This is a genomic window from Arthrobacter sp. P1_B4 (assembly GCF_056406555.1).
The window spans coordinates 1-15,448 of the sequence record NZ_JBFTZW010000001.1; the positions used below are offsets into that span (position 1 = coordinate 1).

Consider the following 15,448-nt stretch of genomic DNA (forward strand, 5'->3'; position numbering starts at 1 on the left):
GCTCTGGCGCAGAATTTCGCCGGTTTCGCGGTCGATCGCGCAACCCTTGACACTGCGCGCATGGACATCCAAACCGACGTAGGTACGCTTGTTCATGGCTGGAACCTCCAGACGTTCAAATGTGGCTCTACCAGTCCACACCCGCACCAGAATGCGGAACAGACCGTGGGCCGGCAACCCACGAATCTCTTTGAACCCGGGGTTCCAGTCCTACTTCAGGCAACCACCACACTTCATATTGTCTAGGGCTGCGATGGAGTCAGGGTGCTCGACATCAACCCACCAACCTGCGTTATCCAGGCTGAGCTGGTAGGTGCTGCGCCGGTCGCGCCAGTGCCGCGGCAGGCAACCCATCTTGACCTGGTTGCCCCAGTCGTCTTTGACGCCCTTGACGCAGTCCTCCAGGGTCATCCCCATGAAGTCGGCTCCTTTTGCATCGGGTGCTTGGTGCCAAGCTTCAAGGTGTAGCCGGACAGCACCTCCGCGAAGGCGATCTCGTCATTGTCGGAAATGTAGACCGTGGAGCCGGGAGTGTCATAGCGGCTCCAGCCTGCCGGCTCATCACCGCTCAGGCGCCCGCGGATCCAAGGCACCGCGGTTGGTGGTGGTAACCCTGCGGCCGGACCGGAAGTCATCCAGGACCCAGAGCGGATCTAATGCTGCTTCGCTATTCGACTGAAGCTGAGCGTAGCCTCATGGACCGGACGTTGGGCAATCCCGAGCATGTATCGTCGGCAACGGTGGTCGAATTGTTGGAAGCCGTGAAGAACGAGATGATCCTGTCCCCTAACTCCGAGCGTGATGCGGCCCTTGCCTCGGTGACAACCATGCAACGCGAAGCGCCTTTCAGTCGTTTCCACGGCAAAATGTGGTTCCCGTTCAAGCTGCGATTGCTGTGCTAAGTGGGCTCAAATCTGATTGACATTCCCACCCCGCCGGCAGCAGGAACGCCAAGATCCCAACCGGCGTGTCGCGCCAGGCAGGTCCCCCGTTGCGCAGGCCTCCCAGCGGGCTGACCCCGTTTGGTTGCCGTACCTATTTTGCCCGGCAGGTGGCCGGAGTATCGTGGTGCGGAGCTGGCCGGGCCGGTCCCGTCCGGCCAGGCAGCAAGCAGTGCTCACAGCGCGTCCATTGGCGATCGCCTAGGAGTGGCCATGACTTCGCCCAGCGTCCCTATACCGCAGCCCCCCACGAGGCCGGTGGTCGGCAATTTGCCGGACATCGACTCCAGCAAGGGAATCCTGGGAATAGTCGAGCTGGCGGAGCGGTACGGCCCCATAGTCCGCATCCAGTTCTTCAACCGCAGTATCGTCGCCATCTCTTCCCAGCAGCTCGTCAACGAGGTGTGCGATGAGTCCCGGTTCGGCAAAGTGCTGGGCGTTGCCCTGCGGCAGGTGAGGCAGTTCGCCGGCGACGGCCTGTTCACCGCAGATACACAGGAACCCAACTGGCAAAAGGCACACCGGATCCTGATGCCGGCGTTCGGGCCTGCAGCGCTGAAGCGGATGTTCGCCGGCATGGACGACATCGTCGAGCAACTGCTGCTCAAGTGGGAGAGGCTGGGCCCCACGGCGCGGATCGACATTCCGGACAGCACCACCCGCCTGACGCTGGACACCATCGCCCTGTGCTCGTTCAACTACCGGTTCAACAGCCTCTACCGGGAGGAGATGCACCCGTTCGTCGGCGCCATGGTCCGCGCCCTGGTTGAATCCGGGGACCGGGCGCGCAGGCTCCCAGTGCAGAACAAGATCATGCTGCGCAGGCGGCACCAGCTCGAGGAAGACCATGCCCTGATGTTCGAGGTCGCCGAACAGATCATCAGCGACCGGCGGCGCAACCCCAGCCCGCCGGGCAGCGAAGACATCCTGGACACCATGCTCAGCGCGGCGGACCCGGTGACCGGTGAGCGTTTATCCGATGAAAACATCCGCTATCAGATGGTCACATTCCTGATTGCCGGGCACGAGACTACCAGCGGCTTGCTGTCCTTTACACTCTACGAACTGCTGCGCCATCCGGGCGTCCTGGCCAAGGCGCGCGCACAAGTGGACGAGGTCCTTGGCACCGAAAGCGCCAGGTTCGAGCACCTGCCCCGGCTGGGGTACCTGGACCAGATCCTTAAGGAAACGCTTCGGCTGTGGCCCACCGCCCCGGCGTTCAACGTGACTCCTTACGAGGACACGACGCTCGGCGGCCGCTACGAAGTCCCCGCGGGCCAGCCCATCATGATCCTGATCCCGCAACTGCATCGGGACAAGGCGGCCTGGGGCGAGGACGCCGGCATCTTTGACCCTGAGCGGTTCTCCCCGGAACGGGCCGCCGAAATCCCCGCCAATGCCTGGAAGCCCTTCGGCAACGGGCAGCGCTCCTGCATCGGCCGGGGATTTGCCCTGCAGGAGGCCATGCTCTTCCTGGCCAAGCTCCTGCAGCGCTTCGAGGTCACGGCGGCGGACCCGGGCTATGAGCTGCAGATCAAACACACGCTGACCATGAAGCCTGAAGGGCTGTTCATCCACGTGCGCAGGCGGGACGTCACCATCGCGGCCAGCCCCCGGGCCGACGTCGAACAGGCACGGCAGGCCGAAGCCGCAGCGGCGGCCGCCGCGCCCAACGGCGTCCCGATCCGGGTGCTCTACGGTTCCAATGCAGGCACGTCCAAGGACTTCGCCCAGCGCCTCGCCAACGACGCCGGACGGCGCGGCTACAGCCCCACCATCGGTCCGCTCGACGAGGCGGCCGGCGGGCTGCCCACGGAGGGTCTCGTCGCGATCGTGACGTCCTCCTACGAGGGGCAGCCGCCGGACAACGCCCGAAAATTCGTGGCCTGGACCGAGAGCCTGCGGCCGGACGCCCTCGCCGGGGTGCGGTACACGGTCTTCGGCAACGGCAATAAGGACTGGGCGCGAACGTACCAGGAGGTGCCCAAGGCCATCGACGCCCGGCTCGAGGCAGCCGGTGCCACGCGGATCTATGCCCGGGGCGAGGCCAACGCCCGCGGCGACTTCTTCGGCGATTTCGAAGAGTGGTACGCGGGATTCTGGCCCACGGTGGACGACGCCCTGGGGCAGCGGACCAGCCCGCCGACAGCGCAGCCCGAGCTGGAACTGCAGTTTGTCGGGAACGTCCGGGATCCGATGCTGCGCCAGAACGGGCTGGCGCTGGGCACCGTCGTCGCGAACCGGGAACTGGTCGATCTGGCCAAGCCCGGCGCCCGGTCCAAGCGGCATGTCGAGATCGCCCTGCCCGAGGGGATGAGCTACCGGACCGGGGATTATCTGGCCGTGCTGCCCCTGAATCCCAGCGAACTCGTGCAGCGGGCCCTGGCCCGTTTCAACCTCGATTACGACTCGCACGTCCAGCTGGCCATGGAGCGCGGGGACACCTTCCTGCCCACGGGCGCGCCGGTGGCCGTGGGCGAACTGCTGAGCAGCTACGTGGAGCTCGCAGTCCCCGCCACCCGCACCCAGCTCGAGGACCTGGCGGATGTCGCGGCCGATCCTGCCCACCGCGCCGAACTTGAGGCCCTGGCCCAGGACCGCGGGCGGTACGCGGCCGAGGTCCTCGACAAGCGCGTTTCCCTCCTTGACCTGCTGGAGACGTATCCGTCATGCCAGCTGTCGTTCACCTCGTTCCTGCAACTGCTGACCCAGCTGACCCCCCGGCGGTACTCCATCTCCTCGTCCCCGCTCTGGAGCCCCGACCACGTGACCCTGACCTTCGCCGTCATCCAGGCTCCGGCGTGGTCCGGCCGCGGGGTCTTCGAAGGGGCCTCGTCCACCTACCTCGCCCAGGCCAGGCCCGGGTCAAGGGTCGCGGTTACTGTCCGCCCCTCGAACGCGGCCTTCCACCCGCCGCCCTCCCTGGCGGTCCCGCTCATCATGGTCTGCGCGGGGACGGGGCTAGCCCCCTTCCGCGGGTTCGTCCAGGACCGGGCGCTGCAGGCCGAGGCCGAGGAGACGACGCCGGCACCTGCCCTCCTGTTCTTCGGCTGCCGCGCCCCGGACACCGACTTCCTCTACCGCTCGGAACTCGCGTCGTGGGCGGACCAAGCCAACCTCGATCTGCGGCCGGCCTTTTCCACCGCACCCGAGGACGGCCTGAAATACGTCCAGGACAGGCTCTGGGCAGACCGGGCCGACGTCGTCGAGCTGGTCCGGCAGGGCGCCACGGTCTATGTCTGCGGCGACGGCAAGCACATGGCGCCGCAGGTAAGGGACACGTGCGCCCTCATTTACCAGGAAGCGACCGGCGCCTCCAAGGCGGATGCCGAGGCCTGGATGGATGAAGTGGAGCGCACCCACGGCAGGTACGTGGCCGACATCTTCACCTGAGGCCGGCCGGCTGCTCCCGCGGCCGGCCGGTGCCGCCTAGCGGTGGTTGAACTCCGGCTGCCGCTTCTCGGTGAAGGCGGCCATGCCTTCCTTCTGGTCCTCCGTGGCGAACAGCGAGTGGAACACGCGCCGTTCAAACAGCACGCCCTGGGCAAGCCCGGTCTCAAACGCGGCGTTCACCGCTTCCTTGGCCACCATCGCCACCGGCTTGGATTTGGACGCGATCACCTCGGCGGCCTTCAGCGCCTCCTCGACGACGTCCGCGGCGGGGACCACCCGGGACACGAGGCCCGCGCGTTCGGCCTCCTCGGCGTCCATGAAGCGGCCGGTCAGGATCATGTCCATCGCCTTGGACTTGCCCACTGCCCGGGTCAGGCGCTGCGAGCCGCCCATGCCGGGGAGCACGCCAAGGTTGATTTCCGGCTGGCCGAACTTGGCGTTGTCCCCGGCGATGATGAAGTCGCACATCATCGCCAGCTCGCAGCCGCCGCCGAGCGCAAAGCCGGACACGGCTGCCACGACGGGGATGCGGAGCCGGGTGAAGTCTTCCCAGCCGCGGAACCAGTCCGCCGCGTACATGTCCATGTAGCCCTTGGACTGCATTTCCTTGATGTCCGCGCCGGCCGCAAAGGCCTTCGCCGAACCGGTCACCACCACGGCACCGACCCCCGGGTCCGCGTCCATCCCGGCGACTGCCTTCACCAGCTCGTCCATCGTGGCCTTGTTCAGGGCATTGAGGGCCTCGGGCCGGTTGAGCGTCACGAGGCCCACGCGGCCGCGGCGCTCCACCAGGATGTTTGCGTACTGTTCCGTCATGGGTGGTCCCCTTAGGTGGTGCTGGTCTGGTTCTGGTTCTGATGTTGCGCGTTGGCTTCGGTCCGAAAACTAGTGCCCGGCCGTGCCTGCCTCGGATTTGCCTGCTTCCGACTTTTCCCGGATGTCGGTGATGATGCCGGAGAAGTCCCGGCCGGCACCGCCTTCCGCGGCAAACGTATCGTAAATTTCGGCCGCGAGCGGCCCGAGCCGGGCCGCGACGCCGGTGCTCTGCAACGCGTTGAGGGCCAGGTTGAGGTCCTTGGCCATGAGCGCCCCGGCGAAGCCCGGCTGGTAGTCCCGGTTGGCGGGGCTCGTCGGGACCGGACCGGGCACCGGGCAATTGGTGGTCAGCGCCCAGCACTGTCCCGAGGCGGCGGAAGCGACGTCGAACAGCGCCTGGTGGGTCAGGCCGAGCTTCTCGCCCAGCACAAAGGCCTCACTGACGGCGATCATCGAGACGCCCAGGATCATGTTGTTGCAGATCTTGGCCGCCTGGCCGGCACCGTGCGCGCCGCAGTGGACGACCCGCTTGCCCATGACTTCCAGCAGGGGTTTGACGGCCTCGAAGTCCTCGGGAAGGGCACCGACCATGAAAGTGAGCGTGCCGGCTTCGGCGCCCACCACGCCTCCGGACACGGGGGCGTCGACGGCGCGGTGGCCGGCCGCGACCGCGAGTTCTGCGGCCTCGCGGGCCTCGTCCACGTTGATGGTGGAGCAATCCAGGAACATGGTGCCCGGGGCGGCGGCTTCGAGCAGGCCGGGCGTACCGCCCGTGCCGCGGTAGGCGTCAAGGAGGTGCTTGCCGCTGGGCAGCATGGTCAGCACGACGGCGGCGCCCGCCACCGCCTCGACAGCCGTCCCGGCAGTGGGAATGCCGTGCTCCCGGGCGGCGTCCAGGGCCGCCGGCACGACGTCGAAGCCGGTCACCCGGTAGCCGGCCTTGACCAGGTTGACGGCCATGGGGCCGCCCATGTGGCCCAGGCCGAGGAAGGCGATGGTGCCGGTAACCGGGGCTCCTGCGTCAGACATGGTTCTTCTCCTTGTTCTTCTCCGCGTTCTTCTCCTTCGGAGAGAGTTTTAGTTCGCGCCCGCCCAGCGGGGCGAAGTAGGCCGCGACGTCCGTCCCGGTGACCTCGGCGAGGGTGGCGGGTTTCCAGCGGGGATTGCGGTCTTTGTCCACCACCTGGGCGCGGATGCCTTCGCGGAAGTCCGGGCCGTCGAGGAAGCGCAGGCCGACGCGGTACTCCTGCTCCAGCGCCTGCTCCAGGCTCAGGCCGCGGACCCGGCGCAGGGATTCCAGCGCCACCTTGACCGCCGTCGGCGACTTGGCCTCGATGGTGTCCGCGGCTGCGGCGGCCTCCCCGGCCGCCTCTCCACCAAAGGCCCGCAGCCGGCGCAGGATTTCCCCGGCGTCGTCGCTGGAGTAGCAGGCGTCGATCCATTCCTGCTGTGCGGCCAGGGCTGAAGCCGGTGCCGGTTCGGCAAATCGGGCGACGGCGGCCTCCGCCTCCTCGGTTTCGAGCGCTGCCGCCAGGTCCGGCAAACGGCCGGAGGGCACGAAGCAGTCGGCGAGGCCCAGGAACAGCGCGTCCGCGCCGCTCAGATGGGCTCCGGTCAGGGCCGCATGGGTGCCGGTCTCCCCCGGCGAGCCGGCGAGCAGCAGGGTGCCGCCGACGTCGGGAACAAACCCGATCGTCGTTTCGGGCATGCCCGTGCGGGTGCGTTCGGTGACGATCCGCACGGAGCCGTGGGCCGAGATCCCCACGCCGCCGCCCAGCACCAGCCCGTCCATGAACGCGACGTACGGCTTGGGGTATTCGGAGATGAGCAGGTTCAGCCGGTACTCGACCGCCCAGAAGTCCGCGGTGGCGTCCCCGCCGTCGAGCATGTCCCGGTAGATGGCCACGATGTCCCCGCCGGCGCAGAGGCCCCGGTCCCCGGCGCCGCGGACCAGTACCGCGGCCACGGCGTCGTCGTCGGCCCAGAGCGTGAGCTGTTCGAGCATCGCGGCGGCCATGCCGGCCGTCAGGGCGTTGACGGCCGCGGGCCGGTTGAGCGTCACGACGCCGAGGCGGCCGCGCCGTTCAAACGTCACTTCCCCGGCCAAGAGTTCGCCGGCCGCTTCTCCACTGTCCGCCACCCGCGCAACGTCCGCCCCCATCAGCTGCCTTCCGGCATGATGAAGCTGGCGCCCTGGCGGATACCGGACGGCCAGCGGCTGGTGACCGTCTTGGTCTTCGTGTAGAAGCGGAAGGCGTCGGCCCCGTGCTGGTTGAGGTCGCCGAATCCGGACGCCTTCCAGCCGCCGAAGGTGTAGTACGCAATCGGCACGGGGATGGGGACGTTGATGCCCACCATGCCCACCTGGACCCGGCTGGCGAAGTCGCGGGCGGCGTCGCCGTCGCGGGTGAAAATGGCCACGCCGTTGCCGAACTCGTGTTCGCTGCAGAGCCGCAGGGCCTCGTCGTAGTCTTCGGCGCGGAGCACGCTGAGGACCGGGCCGAAGATTTCCTCCTTGTAGATCTTCATGTCCTTCGTGACGTTGTCGAACAGCGTGGGTCCGACCCAGAAGCCGCCGTCGTAGCCTTCCACCTTCAGGCCGCGGCCATCGGTCACTAGGCTGGCGCCTTCCTCGACGCCGGAGGCGATGTAGCCTTCGATCCGGTCCTTTGCGGAGGCCGCCACCACCGGGCCGAAATCGGAATCCTTGGCGAGGCTGTGGCCGACCTTGAGGCCGGCGATCCGCTCCTGCAGTTTCTCCACGAGGACGTCCGCGGTCTTCCGGCCCACCGGGACGGCCACCGAGATCGCCATGCAGCGCTCGCCCGCGGAGCCGAAGCCTGCCCCGATCAGGGCGTCCGCGGCCATGTCCAGGTCCGCGTCGGGCATGATCACCATGTGGTTCTTGGCGCCGCCGAAGCACTGCGCGCGCTTGCCGTTCGCCGCGGCGGTGGCGTAGATGTACTGGGCAATGGGCGTGGAGCCGACGAACCCGATGGCCTGGACCCGGGGATCCTCCAGCAGCGCGTCCACCGCTTCCTTGTCCCCGTTGACGACGTTGAAGACGCCGTCGGGGAGGCCCGCTTCGGTGAAGAGCTCGGCCAGCCGCAGCGGCACGGAGGGGTCCCGTTCGGAGGGCTTGAGGATAAAAGCGTTGCCAGCGGCGAGAGCCGGCCCGGACTTCCACAGCGGGATCATGGCCGGGAAGTTGAACGGCGTGATGCCGGCAACGACGCCGAGGGGCTGGCGCATCGAGTGCACGTCGACGCCGGTTCCGGCGTTGTCCGAGAACTCGCCCTTGAGCAGGTGCGGGGCGCCTGCGGCGAATTCGACCACTTCGATGCCGCGCTGGATGTCACCCTTGGCGTCCGGGAAGGTCTTGCCGTGCTCGGAGGACAGCAGGGTGGCGAGTTCGTCCATGTGCTCGTTGACCAGGTCCACGAACTTGAGCAGGATCCGGCCGCGGCGCTGCGGATTCATCGCGGCCCATTCCACCTGCCCCTTTTCGGCGCTGGCGATCACGTTGYGCACTTCCTCGGTGCTGGCCAGCGGCAGCCGGGCCTGGACCTCGCCGGTGCAGGGATCATAGACGTCGCTGAACCGGCCGGAGGTACCCTCAACCCGCTGCCCGTCAATGTAATGGGATAGTTCTCGAACCATGACCGAATGCTCCTTTGCATGTGACCTAGATCATCTCTTCAGCCGAATATACTCGGACTTCCTACTAATTTCCAGAGGACGGAGCCGACCGGCGGCTTCGTCCGGGGGCCAAGTTCGGTAAGTTAGGGACTGTGAAGATTGCTACCTGGAATGTGAACTCGCTCCGTGCCCGCGCCGACCGTGTAGAGTCCTGGCTTCAGCGCACGGACTGCGACGTCCTGGCCATCCAGGAAACCAAATGCAAGGACGAGAACTTCCCCTGGGAGCTCTTCGAGAACATGGGCTACGAGGTGGCGCACTTCGGCCTGAGCCAGTGGAACGGCGTCGCGATCGCCTCCCGGGTGGGACTCGACGACGTCGAACGCACCTTCCTGGACCAGCCCGTGTTCGGCAAGAGCGGCAAGGACGCCGTGCAGGAAGCCCGCGCCATCGGCGCCACGTGCGGCGGCGTCCGGGTCTGGAGCCTCTATGTCCCGAACGGCCGCGCCCTCGACGATGAGCACATGCCCTACAAGCTCAACTGGCTGGACATCCTGAAAACCCACGCCGGCACCTGGGTCAAGGAGGACCCCCAGGCGCAGATCGCGCTGATGGGCGATTTCAATATCGCGCCGCAGGACGATGACGTCTGGGACATCGACTTCTTCCGCGCCAACGCCATGACCCACGTCAGTGAACCTGAGCGGGCCGCCTTCCACGCCTTCGAGGAGGCCGGCTTCCAGGATGTCGTCCGCCCGTACACCCCGGGGCCCGGCGTCTACACCTACTGGGATTACACGCAGCTCCGCTTCCCGAAAAAGGAGGGTATGCGGATCGACTTCATCCTCGGCTCCCCGGCCCTGGCGGCACGGGTCACCGGTGCGATGATCGACCGCGAGGAACGCAAGGGCAAGGGCGCCTCGGACCATGCCCCGGTGATTGCGGAACTGGCGGACTAATGGCTGCCGGCCAGGGAAGCGTCGTGATCCAATGACGGGGAGCATCTACCACGGACAGTCCGGGCTGCCGTTCTCTTCCGCGCTCCGGATCTACGAGCCCCTCGAGGCGTTCCCCGAACAGCAACGGAAGACCTTGGAGGCCGCCGGCGCCGGCCAGGCGTCCCGCGCCGCTGTGGAGAACGCCGAGCTGCTGGCGTCCCTGGGCCGCATCACCCGGCCCGACGGGGATCCGTTTCCCACCGGCCGGACCGATCTGGTGCGCGTTGTCGCGGTCCCGGCCAGGCGGGCCCCGTCCGGCGCAACGCTCGACGCCGTCAAGTCCGGGACAGCGGCCGCCCCGCAGCCCGACCGGTTGCTGTACTGCCCCAGCCAGCTGGTCCTCCGCGCCGGGCTGGCCGCCAATGCCCTGATGGAAGGCATCCACGGGCCCCTGGCCCAGCTGCTGATCCCGGAAGAACAGCGGGACAAACACCAGGAACGCATTGATGAGGTGCGCGCCCACGATGGCCTGAGCCGGGTCCACACCAGGGCGTCCACGTGGGGCATTCCGTTCAGCTGGTTCTGCCTGTTCCAGGAATCGGATCCCACCGACGTCGTCGAAGCCGACGGCCACATTGTGACGGTCCGCATCCGCGCCGGCATCGGCAACGCGCTGGAGCGGGTGAGCTACGCGGTGGCGCACCTGGCCCTCGCCGCGCCCGATCTCGACATGCTTGAGGATTTGACCCAGCTCACGGAATGGCTCGAGCTCTTCCACCCGGACTCGGCAGTGGAACTCGACTACGGCGGGGTGGCTGACAAGGTTTATCCGGATGATTCGCCGCTGGACGTACGCCTCGGCATCGAGTGCTTGGCGGAGGGGGACATGACCGGCGCCGCCGCGGCCTACCGCCGGCTGGCCTCGCGTTGGGTGCCAATCCGCCAGCTGGCCCGCGCGTCCTAGCCCGGCCCGAACGCCGCTAGCGGAGCCGCGCGGACTGGCGCAGCGGCGGCGCCGTCGTCGTCCGGATAATCAGCCGGTGCGGCGCCACAGCCGACTGCACGGAGCCGGAAATGCCGTCGAGCTCGTCCAGCAGCATTTTGGTGCCGAGTTCGGCCTGCTGGTCCGGGCGCTGCCCGACTGTGGTCAGGCCCATGGCCTCGGCGAAGTCGTGGTCGTCGATGCCGATGACCGAGAGGTCCTCCGGGACGCGCACACCGGCTTTGTTGGCCTCGAAGATGATGCCCATGGCCATCTCATCGGAGGCGCAGAAGATTGCTGTGGGCTTGGGACCGTCGGCGGCCCAAAGGCGGCGGAATGCCTCCTGACCGCTGCGCACGGTGAAGTCCCCCCAGAGGTCCCATTCGGCCCGGACGGGCAGCCGCGCCTCGCCCATGATGTCGTGGAAAGCCTGGATCCGGACCCTGGGGACGTCGAAGTTGAGGTCGGTTTCGTCGTCGCCGTGCAGGAGCGCGATGTCCGTGTGGCCCAGCCCGATCAGGTGGCGCACTGCGGTGGCGGCCGCGGCGTAGTCGTCGATGCCGATGTAGGGGCACTCCTCGACATGACCTCCCACCACCACCAGCGGGATGTCGATTTTCTGGAGATGCTCGATTTCCTCGTGGGTGAGCGCCATGCAGAGGACCAGCAGGGCGTCGATCTGCTTGTAGACCATGGTCTTGCTGAAGAGCCGCTCACGGTGGCTGCCGTGGCCGCCGAGGTTGAAGAGGGAAAGGTTGTACTGCCGGGAGTGCAGTTCCCGGTCGGCGCCCTCGATGGCCTTGGAGAAAAACCAGCGGCTGACGAACGGGGCCAGCACGCCGATGGTTTTGGTCCGGCCCGTCGCCAGGCCGGACGCCGAGGACGACGCGACGTAGCCCAAGGATTCGGCGATGCCGAGGATCTTCTCGCGGGTTGCCGGGGAAACACGGGGCAGTCCCCGGACGGCCCGGGATACGGTGGCCGTTGACACGCCCGCAGCGGCGGCGACATCCTCAATGCTGACGCCCGAGTGGCCGCCGCGCTGCGCCCGTTCCGTCCGTGCCACCTGTGCCCCCTAATTAACGGTCCGTGGAAGCCTGGCGGCTGCCCGCAGACGTGTTTCGCCCGCCTCCCCCGGCGGCTGAATAATCCTGCCCGGCTGCTGCCCGGCTGCCTAGCCGCGCCGGCTGGCCGTCCGGCGCGGCAAACGCCGGCGCAGCCGGATCATCCCGTAGAGGGCCAGCAGCATGGCGAGCAGGCCCAGGGCCCAGAAGAGGGCCGGCTGGGCGGTCACTTCCATCCAGACAGTGACCACCAGCAGCACCACGGCCCAAAAGCCGAGGAACCCGATGATGATGTCGAAGTCCTCGCCGGAGCGCACCTTTCGACGCGTCGCCGGCACGTGGCCCTGGTTCTGCTCGTCAGTCATCACGCCTCAGTCACTTAACCGCGCCGGCCGTGAGGCCGGCGACGATCTTACGCTGGAACACCAGCACCAGGATGACCAAGGGAATGGTCACGATGGTTCCCGCAGCCATGATCGCGGTGTACGGRATCTGGTTSGGCTGCGCACCGGCGAAGCTTGCAATGGCCACTGTGACCGGCTGCGTYGCGTCGGACGAGAGCTGGCTGGCGATCAGGAATTCATTCCACGAGGAGATGAAGGCCAGGATGGCGGTCGTGAAGATGGCCGGTGCGGCCAGCGGCATGATGACCTTCCGGAASGCCTGTCCCTGCGTGCAGCCGTCCACCCGGGCCGATTCCTCSAGCTCCCACGGCATCTCCCGGAAGAAGGAKGTCATGGTGTAGACCGTCAGCGGCAGCACGAACGAGATGTTCGGGATGATCAGGGCCTGGTAGGTGCCCATCCAGCCGATGTTCGTGAAGAGCTGGAACAGCGGGGTGATGAGGGCGACGCCGGGGAACATGGAAGCGCCCAGGATGAAGCCCAGCACRAGGTACTTGAACTTGAAGTTCAAGCGGGCCAGKGCGTAGGCGGCAAACACGCCGATCACCAGSGACACCAGGGTGACGACGGTGCCGATGAACAAGCTGTTCAGCAGTGCCTGGCCGAAGTGGTTGCCGAAGGACGTGTCGAACGCCGTCCTGAAGTTGTCCAGCGTGATGTGGGTCGGCAGGATCGAGGTGTCGTAGGTGTAGCCGACGTCGCGGAACGCCGTCACCACCATCCAGTAGGCCGGAGCCAGGCACCAGAASAGGATCACGACCGCRCTGATGTAGGTCCGGCTCTGGGCCCACTTCTCGCGGTTCTGSGCGGCCTTCCGCCCCCGGTCCTGCTCTGCGCGCAGCTCGGTTGCGGYGCTCGTCGCGGCGGTCATTTCTTCCCCTTACCTGCGCCGGTCTGCTGCTCCACGACGTTCGCTCCGAGGAAGCGAACGAAGATGAAWGCCACCAGAAAGATGATGATGAACGTGATGGTGGACAAAGCCGCCGCCGCGTTGAAGCCCTGCCTGATCTGRTTGATCACCAGGATGGACAGCGTGGTGGTGTTGTTCGCWCCGCCGGTCAGGATGTACGGGAGGTCGAACATGCGCAGCGCGTCCAGGGTGCGGAACAGGATGGCCACCATGAGCGCCGGTTTCACCAGCGGCAGGGTGATCATCCGGAACCGCTGCCAGGCTGAGGCGCCGTCGACCTTGGCCGCCTCGTACACTTCCGCGGGAATCATCTGCAGSCCGGCGAGAATCAGCAGCGCCATGAACGGCGTGGTCTTCCAGACGTCCGCGATGATCACGGCCCACCTGGCCGGCCATTCGCTGCCGGTCCACAGGACGGTGGTGTTGAAGAGTTTGTTGCCGATGCCTTCGAAGGCGAAGATGAACAGCCACAGCTTGGCCGTCACGGCGGTGGGGATGGCCCACGGCACCAGGACGGCTGCGCGGACCAGGCTGCGGCCCTTGAAGGCCCGGGCCATGATGACGGCCATCCAGAAGCCGAGCACTGTCTCCAGGGCCACCGTSACGATGGTGAAGAAGAACGTGGTGCCGGTGGCGGACCAGAACTGCGCGCCCAGGGTTCCCGGCGGGCAGTCCACGGTTCCGCCGGACGGAGCCGGGCATTGCTGGAAGATCCAGTTGTAGTAGTTGGAGAAGCCGGCCGGGCCGCCCTCAACGAAGAGACCCGTAGCGGGGTCCAGACCGGCATCTTTTTGGAATGACATCACAATGGCGGTGATGATCGGATACACGATCACTACCGACAATGCGAGGATGGTCGGCGCCAGGAGCCAAGCTGCCCAGCGCCCCTGCGTCGCGATGCGGTTGTCCTCCCCAACACCCTTGGGTGCGTGGTGGATCGGTGCCCCGCCCGACGCCGGTGCCTTGACCGACGTCGGGCCTACTTCAGTTGCCATGATGGACCTACTGTCCCGCGCTAGCGGACTCGATGGACTTCTGCATGTCGGACAGGGCCGCGTCTACAGTCTTCTCGCCCTTGATGGCCGAGTACGCGTTTTCCTGGATGGCCTTGGTGACGGCCGGGTAGAACGGGGTGACCGGGCGCGGCACGGCGTTCTCGATCGAGGTCTTCAGGACCGGCAGGTACGGCAGCTTGGCGACGAGCTCCTTGTCGTCGTAGAGCTTGCCGAGCACCGGTGCGAGCGAACCCTGCGTGGCGAAGAACTTCTGGGTTTCTTCGGTGGTGAGGAACTTCAGGAAGTCCACTGCGGTGGCCTTGTTCTTGGAGTAGACGCTGATCGCGGCGCTGTGGCCGCCGAGGGACGAGGCGCCCGGACCGGTCTTGCCGGGGAGTGCGGTCATGCCCAGGACGTCCTTGACCTTGGAGGAGCCTTCAGTGGTGGCCAGGTTGTAGACGTAGGGCCAGTTGCGCAGGAACAGCAGCTTGCCGTCCTGGAATGCCTGGCGGCTTTCCTCTTCCTGGAACGTGATGGCTTCCTTCGGGATCGAGCCGTCTGCGTAGGCCTTGGTCAGGTTGGCCATGCCGGCCTTTGCCTCCGCGGTGAGCAGGTTGGGCTTGCCATTCTCGTCCAGCACGGCTCCGCCGGCGGAGTTGATTGCCTCGGAGGCGTTGACGGTGAGCCCCTCATACTTCTTGAACTGGCCGGAGTAGCAGCCGATGTTGTTGGTCTTGGCGATGGAGCACATGCTCATCATCTCGTCCCAGGTCTTCGGGGGCGTGGGGACCAGGTCCTTGCGGTAGTACAGGATGCCGCCGTCGGATGATTCCGGTGCCGCGTACAGCGTGCCCTTGTAGGAAGCGGCATCAACCGTCGGCTTCAGCATGGCCGAAGTGTCCAGCGCCATCTTGTCCTTGAGCGGCTGCAGCCAGCCCTTGGCGGCGAATTCGGCGGTCCAGACGACGTCAACGCTCGCGACGTCGTAGCCGGGGTCCTTGGCCTGGAAGTGCTGGACGAGGTCGTCGTGCTGCTGGTCGGCCTGGTCGGTCTGCTCCTTGAAGGTGACCTTTTCGTTCGGGTGGGCGGCGTTCCACTTGTCGATCAGCGGGCGGACCACGTTGCTGTTGTCCTTGCCCTGAACGTAAGTGATGGGGCCGCGCCCGTCCAGGCCCTGCGAGGCGGCGTCGCTGCCGCTGGTAGTGCCGCCCCCTCCGCCGCCACACGCCGAAAGGGTAATAGCCAAAATGCCTGCCGTTGCGACGGGAAGTAGGAAATTGCGGGTTTTCATACTGGAGTGCTCCTCGCTGAGTACCGGTGAAAAACGGCCGTACTGATCGTGTGCCGACCATCACAGTAATCAACA

15 protein-coding genes are annotated in these 15,448 nt (G+C 66.7%); 4 read left to right on the plus strand and 11 right to left on the minus strand.

Annotation, left to right across the window (positions count from 1 at the left end; all coding sequences use genetic code 11):
* Positions 1-210: 210 nt before the first annotated feature.
* Both AC1D1W_RS00005 and AC1D1W_RS00010 read right to left on the minus strand, forming a co-directional pair.
* A complete protein-coding gene (locus tag AC1D1W_RS00005) occupies positions 211-417 on the minus strand; it encodes a hypothetical protein (protein WP_476942633.1) in 207 nt (68 codons plus the stop codon).
* The gene (locus tag AC1D1W_RS00010) at positions 408-593 is read right to left on the minus strand and encodes a hypothetical protein (protein WP_476942634.1); all 186 of its coding nucleotides are present in this window, start codon (positions 591-593) and stop codon (positions 408-410) included. Before AC1D1W_RS00010 ends, AC1D1W_RS00005 begins: the two co-directional genes overlap by 10 nt.
* Before the next feature lie 102 nt (positions 594-695).
* Between AC1D1W_RS00010 and AC1D1W_RS00015 the strand changes: the two genes are divergently transcribed.
* Positions 696-902, plus strand: a complete 207-nt coding sequence (locus AC1D1W_RS00015; RefSeq protein ID WP_243181383.1) for a hypothetical protein — start codon at positions 696-698, stop codon at positions 900-902.
* 252 nt (positions 903-1,154) lie between these two features.
* Positions 1,155-4,334: a bifunctional cytochrome P450/NADPH--P450 reductase gene (locus tag AC1D1W_RS00020; protein ID WP_476942635.1), complete on the plus strand. Its 3,180-nt coding sequence runs from the start codon at positions 1,155-1,157 to the stop codon at positions 4,332-4,334.
* Positions 4,335-4,370: 36 nt separating this feature from the next.
* Here the strand turns inward: AC1D1W_RS00020 and AC1D1W_RS00025 are convergent, their stop codons facing one another.
* From AC1D1W_RS00025 to AC1D1W_RS00040, 4 genes are all read right to left on the minus strand, one after another.
* A complete protein-coding gene (locus AC1D1W_RS00025; RefSeq protein WP_223914579.1) occupies positions 4,371-5,150 on the minus strand; it encodes an enoyl-CoA hydratase in 780 nt (259 codons plus the stop codon).
* A 69-nt stretch (positions 5,151-5,219) separates the two neighbouring features.
* Positions 5,220-6,179, minus strand: coding sequence for a 3-hydroxyisobutyrate dehydrogenase (gene mmsB / locus AC1D1W_RS00030; RefSeq protein ID WP_476942636.1), 960 nt, complete (start codon positions 6,177-6,179; stop codon positions 5,220-5,222).
* Positions 6,172-7,311 (minus strand): enoyl-CoA hydratase/isomerase family protein, encoded by a 1,140-nt coding sequence (locus AC1D1W_RS00035; RefSeq protein ID WP_476942637.1) that lies wholly within the window; start codon positions 7,309-7,311, stop codon positions 6,172-6,174. The genes mmsB and AC1D1W_RS00035 overlap by 8 nt, the downstream gene beginning before the upstream one ends.
* Positions 7,311-8,810, minus strand: coding sequence for a CoA-acylating methylmalonate-semialdehyde dehydrogenase (locus tag AC1D1W_RS00040; RefSeq protein WP_476942638.1), 1,500 nt, complete (start codon positions 8,808-8,810; stop codon positions 7,311-7,313). The genes AC1D1W_RS00035 and AC1D1W_RS00040 overlap by 1 nt, the downstream gene beginning before the upstream one ends.
* A gap of 131 nt (positions 8,811-8,941) precedes the next feature.
* Between AC1D1W_RS00040 and AC1D1W_RS00045 the strand changes: the two genes are divergently transcribed.
* Entirely contained in the window at positions 8,942-9,748 is an 807-nt protein-coding gene (locus AC1D1W_RS00045; RefSeq protein WP_476942639.1) for an exodeoxyribonuclease III, read from the plus strand.
* Between the two features lie 31 nt (positions 9,749-9,779).
* Entirely contained in the window at positions 9,780-10,691 is a 912-nt protein-coding gene (locus tag AC1D1W_RS00050; protein ID WP_243181377.1) for a DUF8083 family protein, read from the plus strand.
* Positions 10,692-10,707: 16 nt separating this feature from the next.
* Here AC1D1W_RS00050 and AC1D1W_RS00055 read toward each other — a convergent pair whose 3' ends face one another.
* The 5 genes from AC1D1W_RS00055 to AC1D1W_RS00075 all read right to left on the minus strand — a co-directional run bounded on the left by AC1D1W_RS00055 (position 10,708) and on the right by AC1D1W_RS00075 (position 15,373).
* Entirely contained in the window at positions 10,708-11,775 is a 1,068-nt protein-coding gene (locus AC1D1W_RS00055) for a LacI family DNA-binding transcriptional regulator (RefSeq protein ID WP_459383682.1), read from the minus strand.
* Between the two features lie 108 nt (positions 11,776-11,883).
* Positions 11,884-12,138: a hypothetical protein gene (locus AC1D1W_RS00060; protein ID WP_243181375.1), complete on the minus strand. Its 255-nt coding sequence runs from the start codon at positions 12,136-12,138 to the stop codon at positions 11,884-11,886.
* Between the two features lie 10 nt (positions 12,139-12,148).
* Positions 12,149-13,048 (minus strand): carbohydrate ABC transporter permease, encoded by a 900-nt coding sequence (locus tag AC1D1W_RS00065; protein WP_476942640.1) that lies wholly within the window; start codon positions 13,046-13,048, stop codon positions 12,149-12,151.
* Positions 13,045-14,082: a carbohydrate ABC transporter permease gene (locus tag AC1D1W_RS00070; RefSeq protein WP_026266860.1), complete on the minus strand. Its 1,038-nt coding sequence runs from the start codon at positions 14,080-14,082 to the stop codon at positions 13,045-13,047. The genes AC1D1W_RS00065 and AC1D1W_RS00070 overlap by 4 nt, the downstream gene beginning before the upstream one ends.
* A gap of 7 nt (positions 14,083-14,089) precedes the next feature.
* Positions 14,090-15,373 carry an ABC transporter substrate-binding protein gene (locus AC1D1W_RS00075; RefSeq protein ID WP_028277787.1) on the minus strand — a complete coding sequence of 428 codons (1,284 nt, stop codon included), beginning with the start codon at positions 15,371-15,373 and terminating at the stop codon, positions 14,090-14,092.
* Positions 15,374-15,448: the final 75 nt, after the last annotated feature.

What these genes read in the sequence shown, in the direction of transcription:
- AC1D1W_RS00020 (WP_476942635.1), top strand. Translation starts at nt 1,155, where the DNA reads ATGACTTCGCCCAGCGTCCCTATACCGCAGCCCCCCACGAGGCCGGTG.
- mmsB (WP_476942636.1), bottom strand. Translation starts at nt 6,179, where the DNA reads ATGTCTGACGCAGGAGCCCCGGTTACCGGCACCATCGCCTTCCTCGGC.
- AC1D1W_RS00050 (WP_243181377.1), top strand. Translation starts at nt 9,780, where the DNA reads ATGACGGGGAGCATCTACCACGGACAGTCCGGGCTGCCGTTCTCTTCC.
- AC1D1W_RS00035 (WP_476942637.1), bottom strand. Translation starts at nt 7,311, where the DNA reads ATGGGGGCGGACGTTGCGCGGGTGGCGGACAGTGGAGAAGCGGCCGGC.
- AC1D1W_RS00075 (WP_028277787.1), bottom strand. Translation starts at nt 15,373, where the DNA reads ATGAAAACCCGCAATTTCCTACTTCCCGTCGCAACGGCAGGCATTTTG.
- AC1D1W_RS00025 (WP_223914579.1), bottom strand. Translation starts at nt 5,150, where the DNA reads ATGACGGAACAGTACGCAAACATCCTGGTGGAGCGCCGCGGCCGCGTG.
- AC1D1W_RS00015 (WP_243181383.1), top strand. Translation starts at nt 696, where the DNA reads ATGGACCGGACGTTGGGCAATCCCGAGCATGTATCGTCGGCAACGGTG.
- AC1D1W_RS00060 (WP_243181375.1), bottom strand. Translation starts at nt 12,138, where the DNA reads ATGACTGACGAGCAGAACCAGGGCCACGTGCCGGCGACGCGTCGAAAG.
- AC1D1W_RS00005 (WP_476942633.1), bottom strand. Translation starts at nt 417, where the DNA reads ATGGGGATGACCCTGGAGGACTGCGTCAAGGGCGTCAAAGACGACTGG.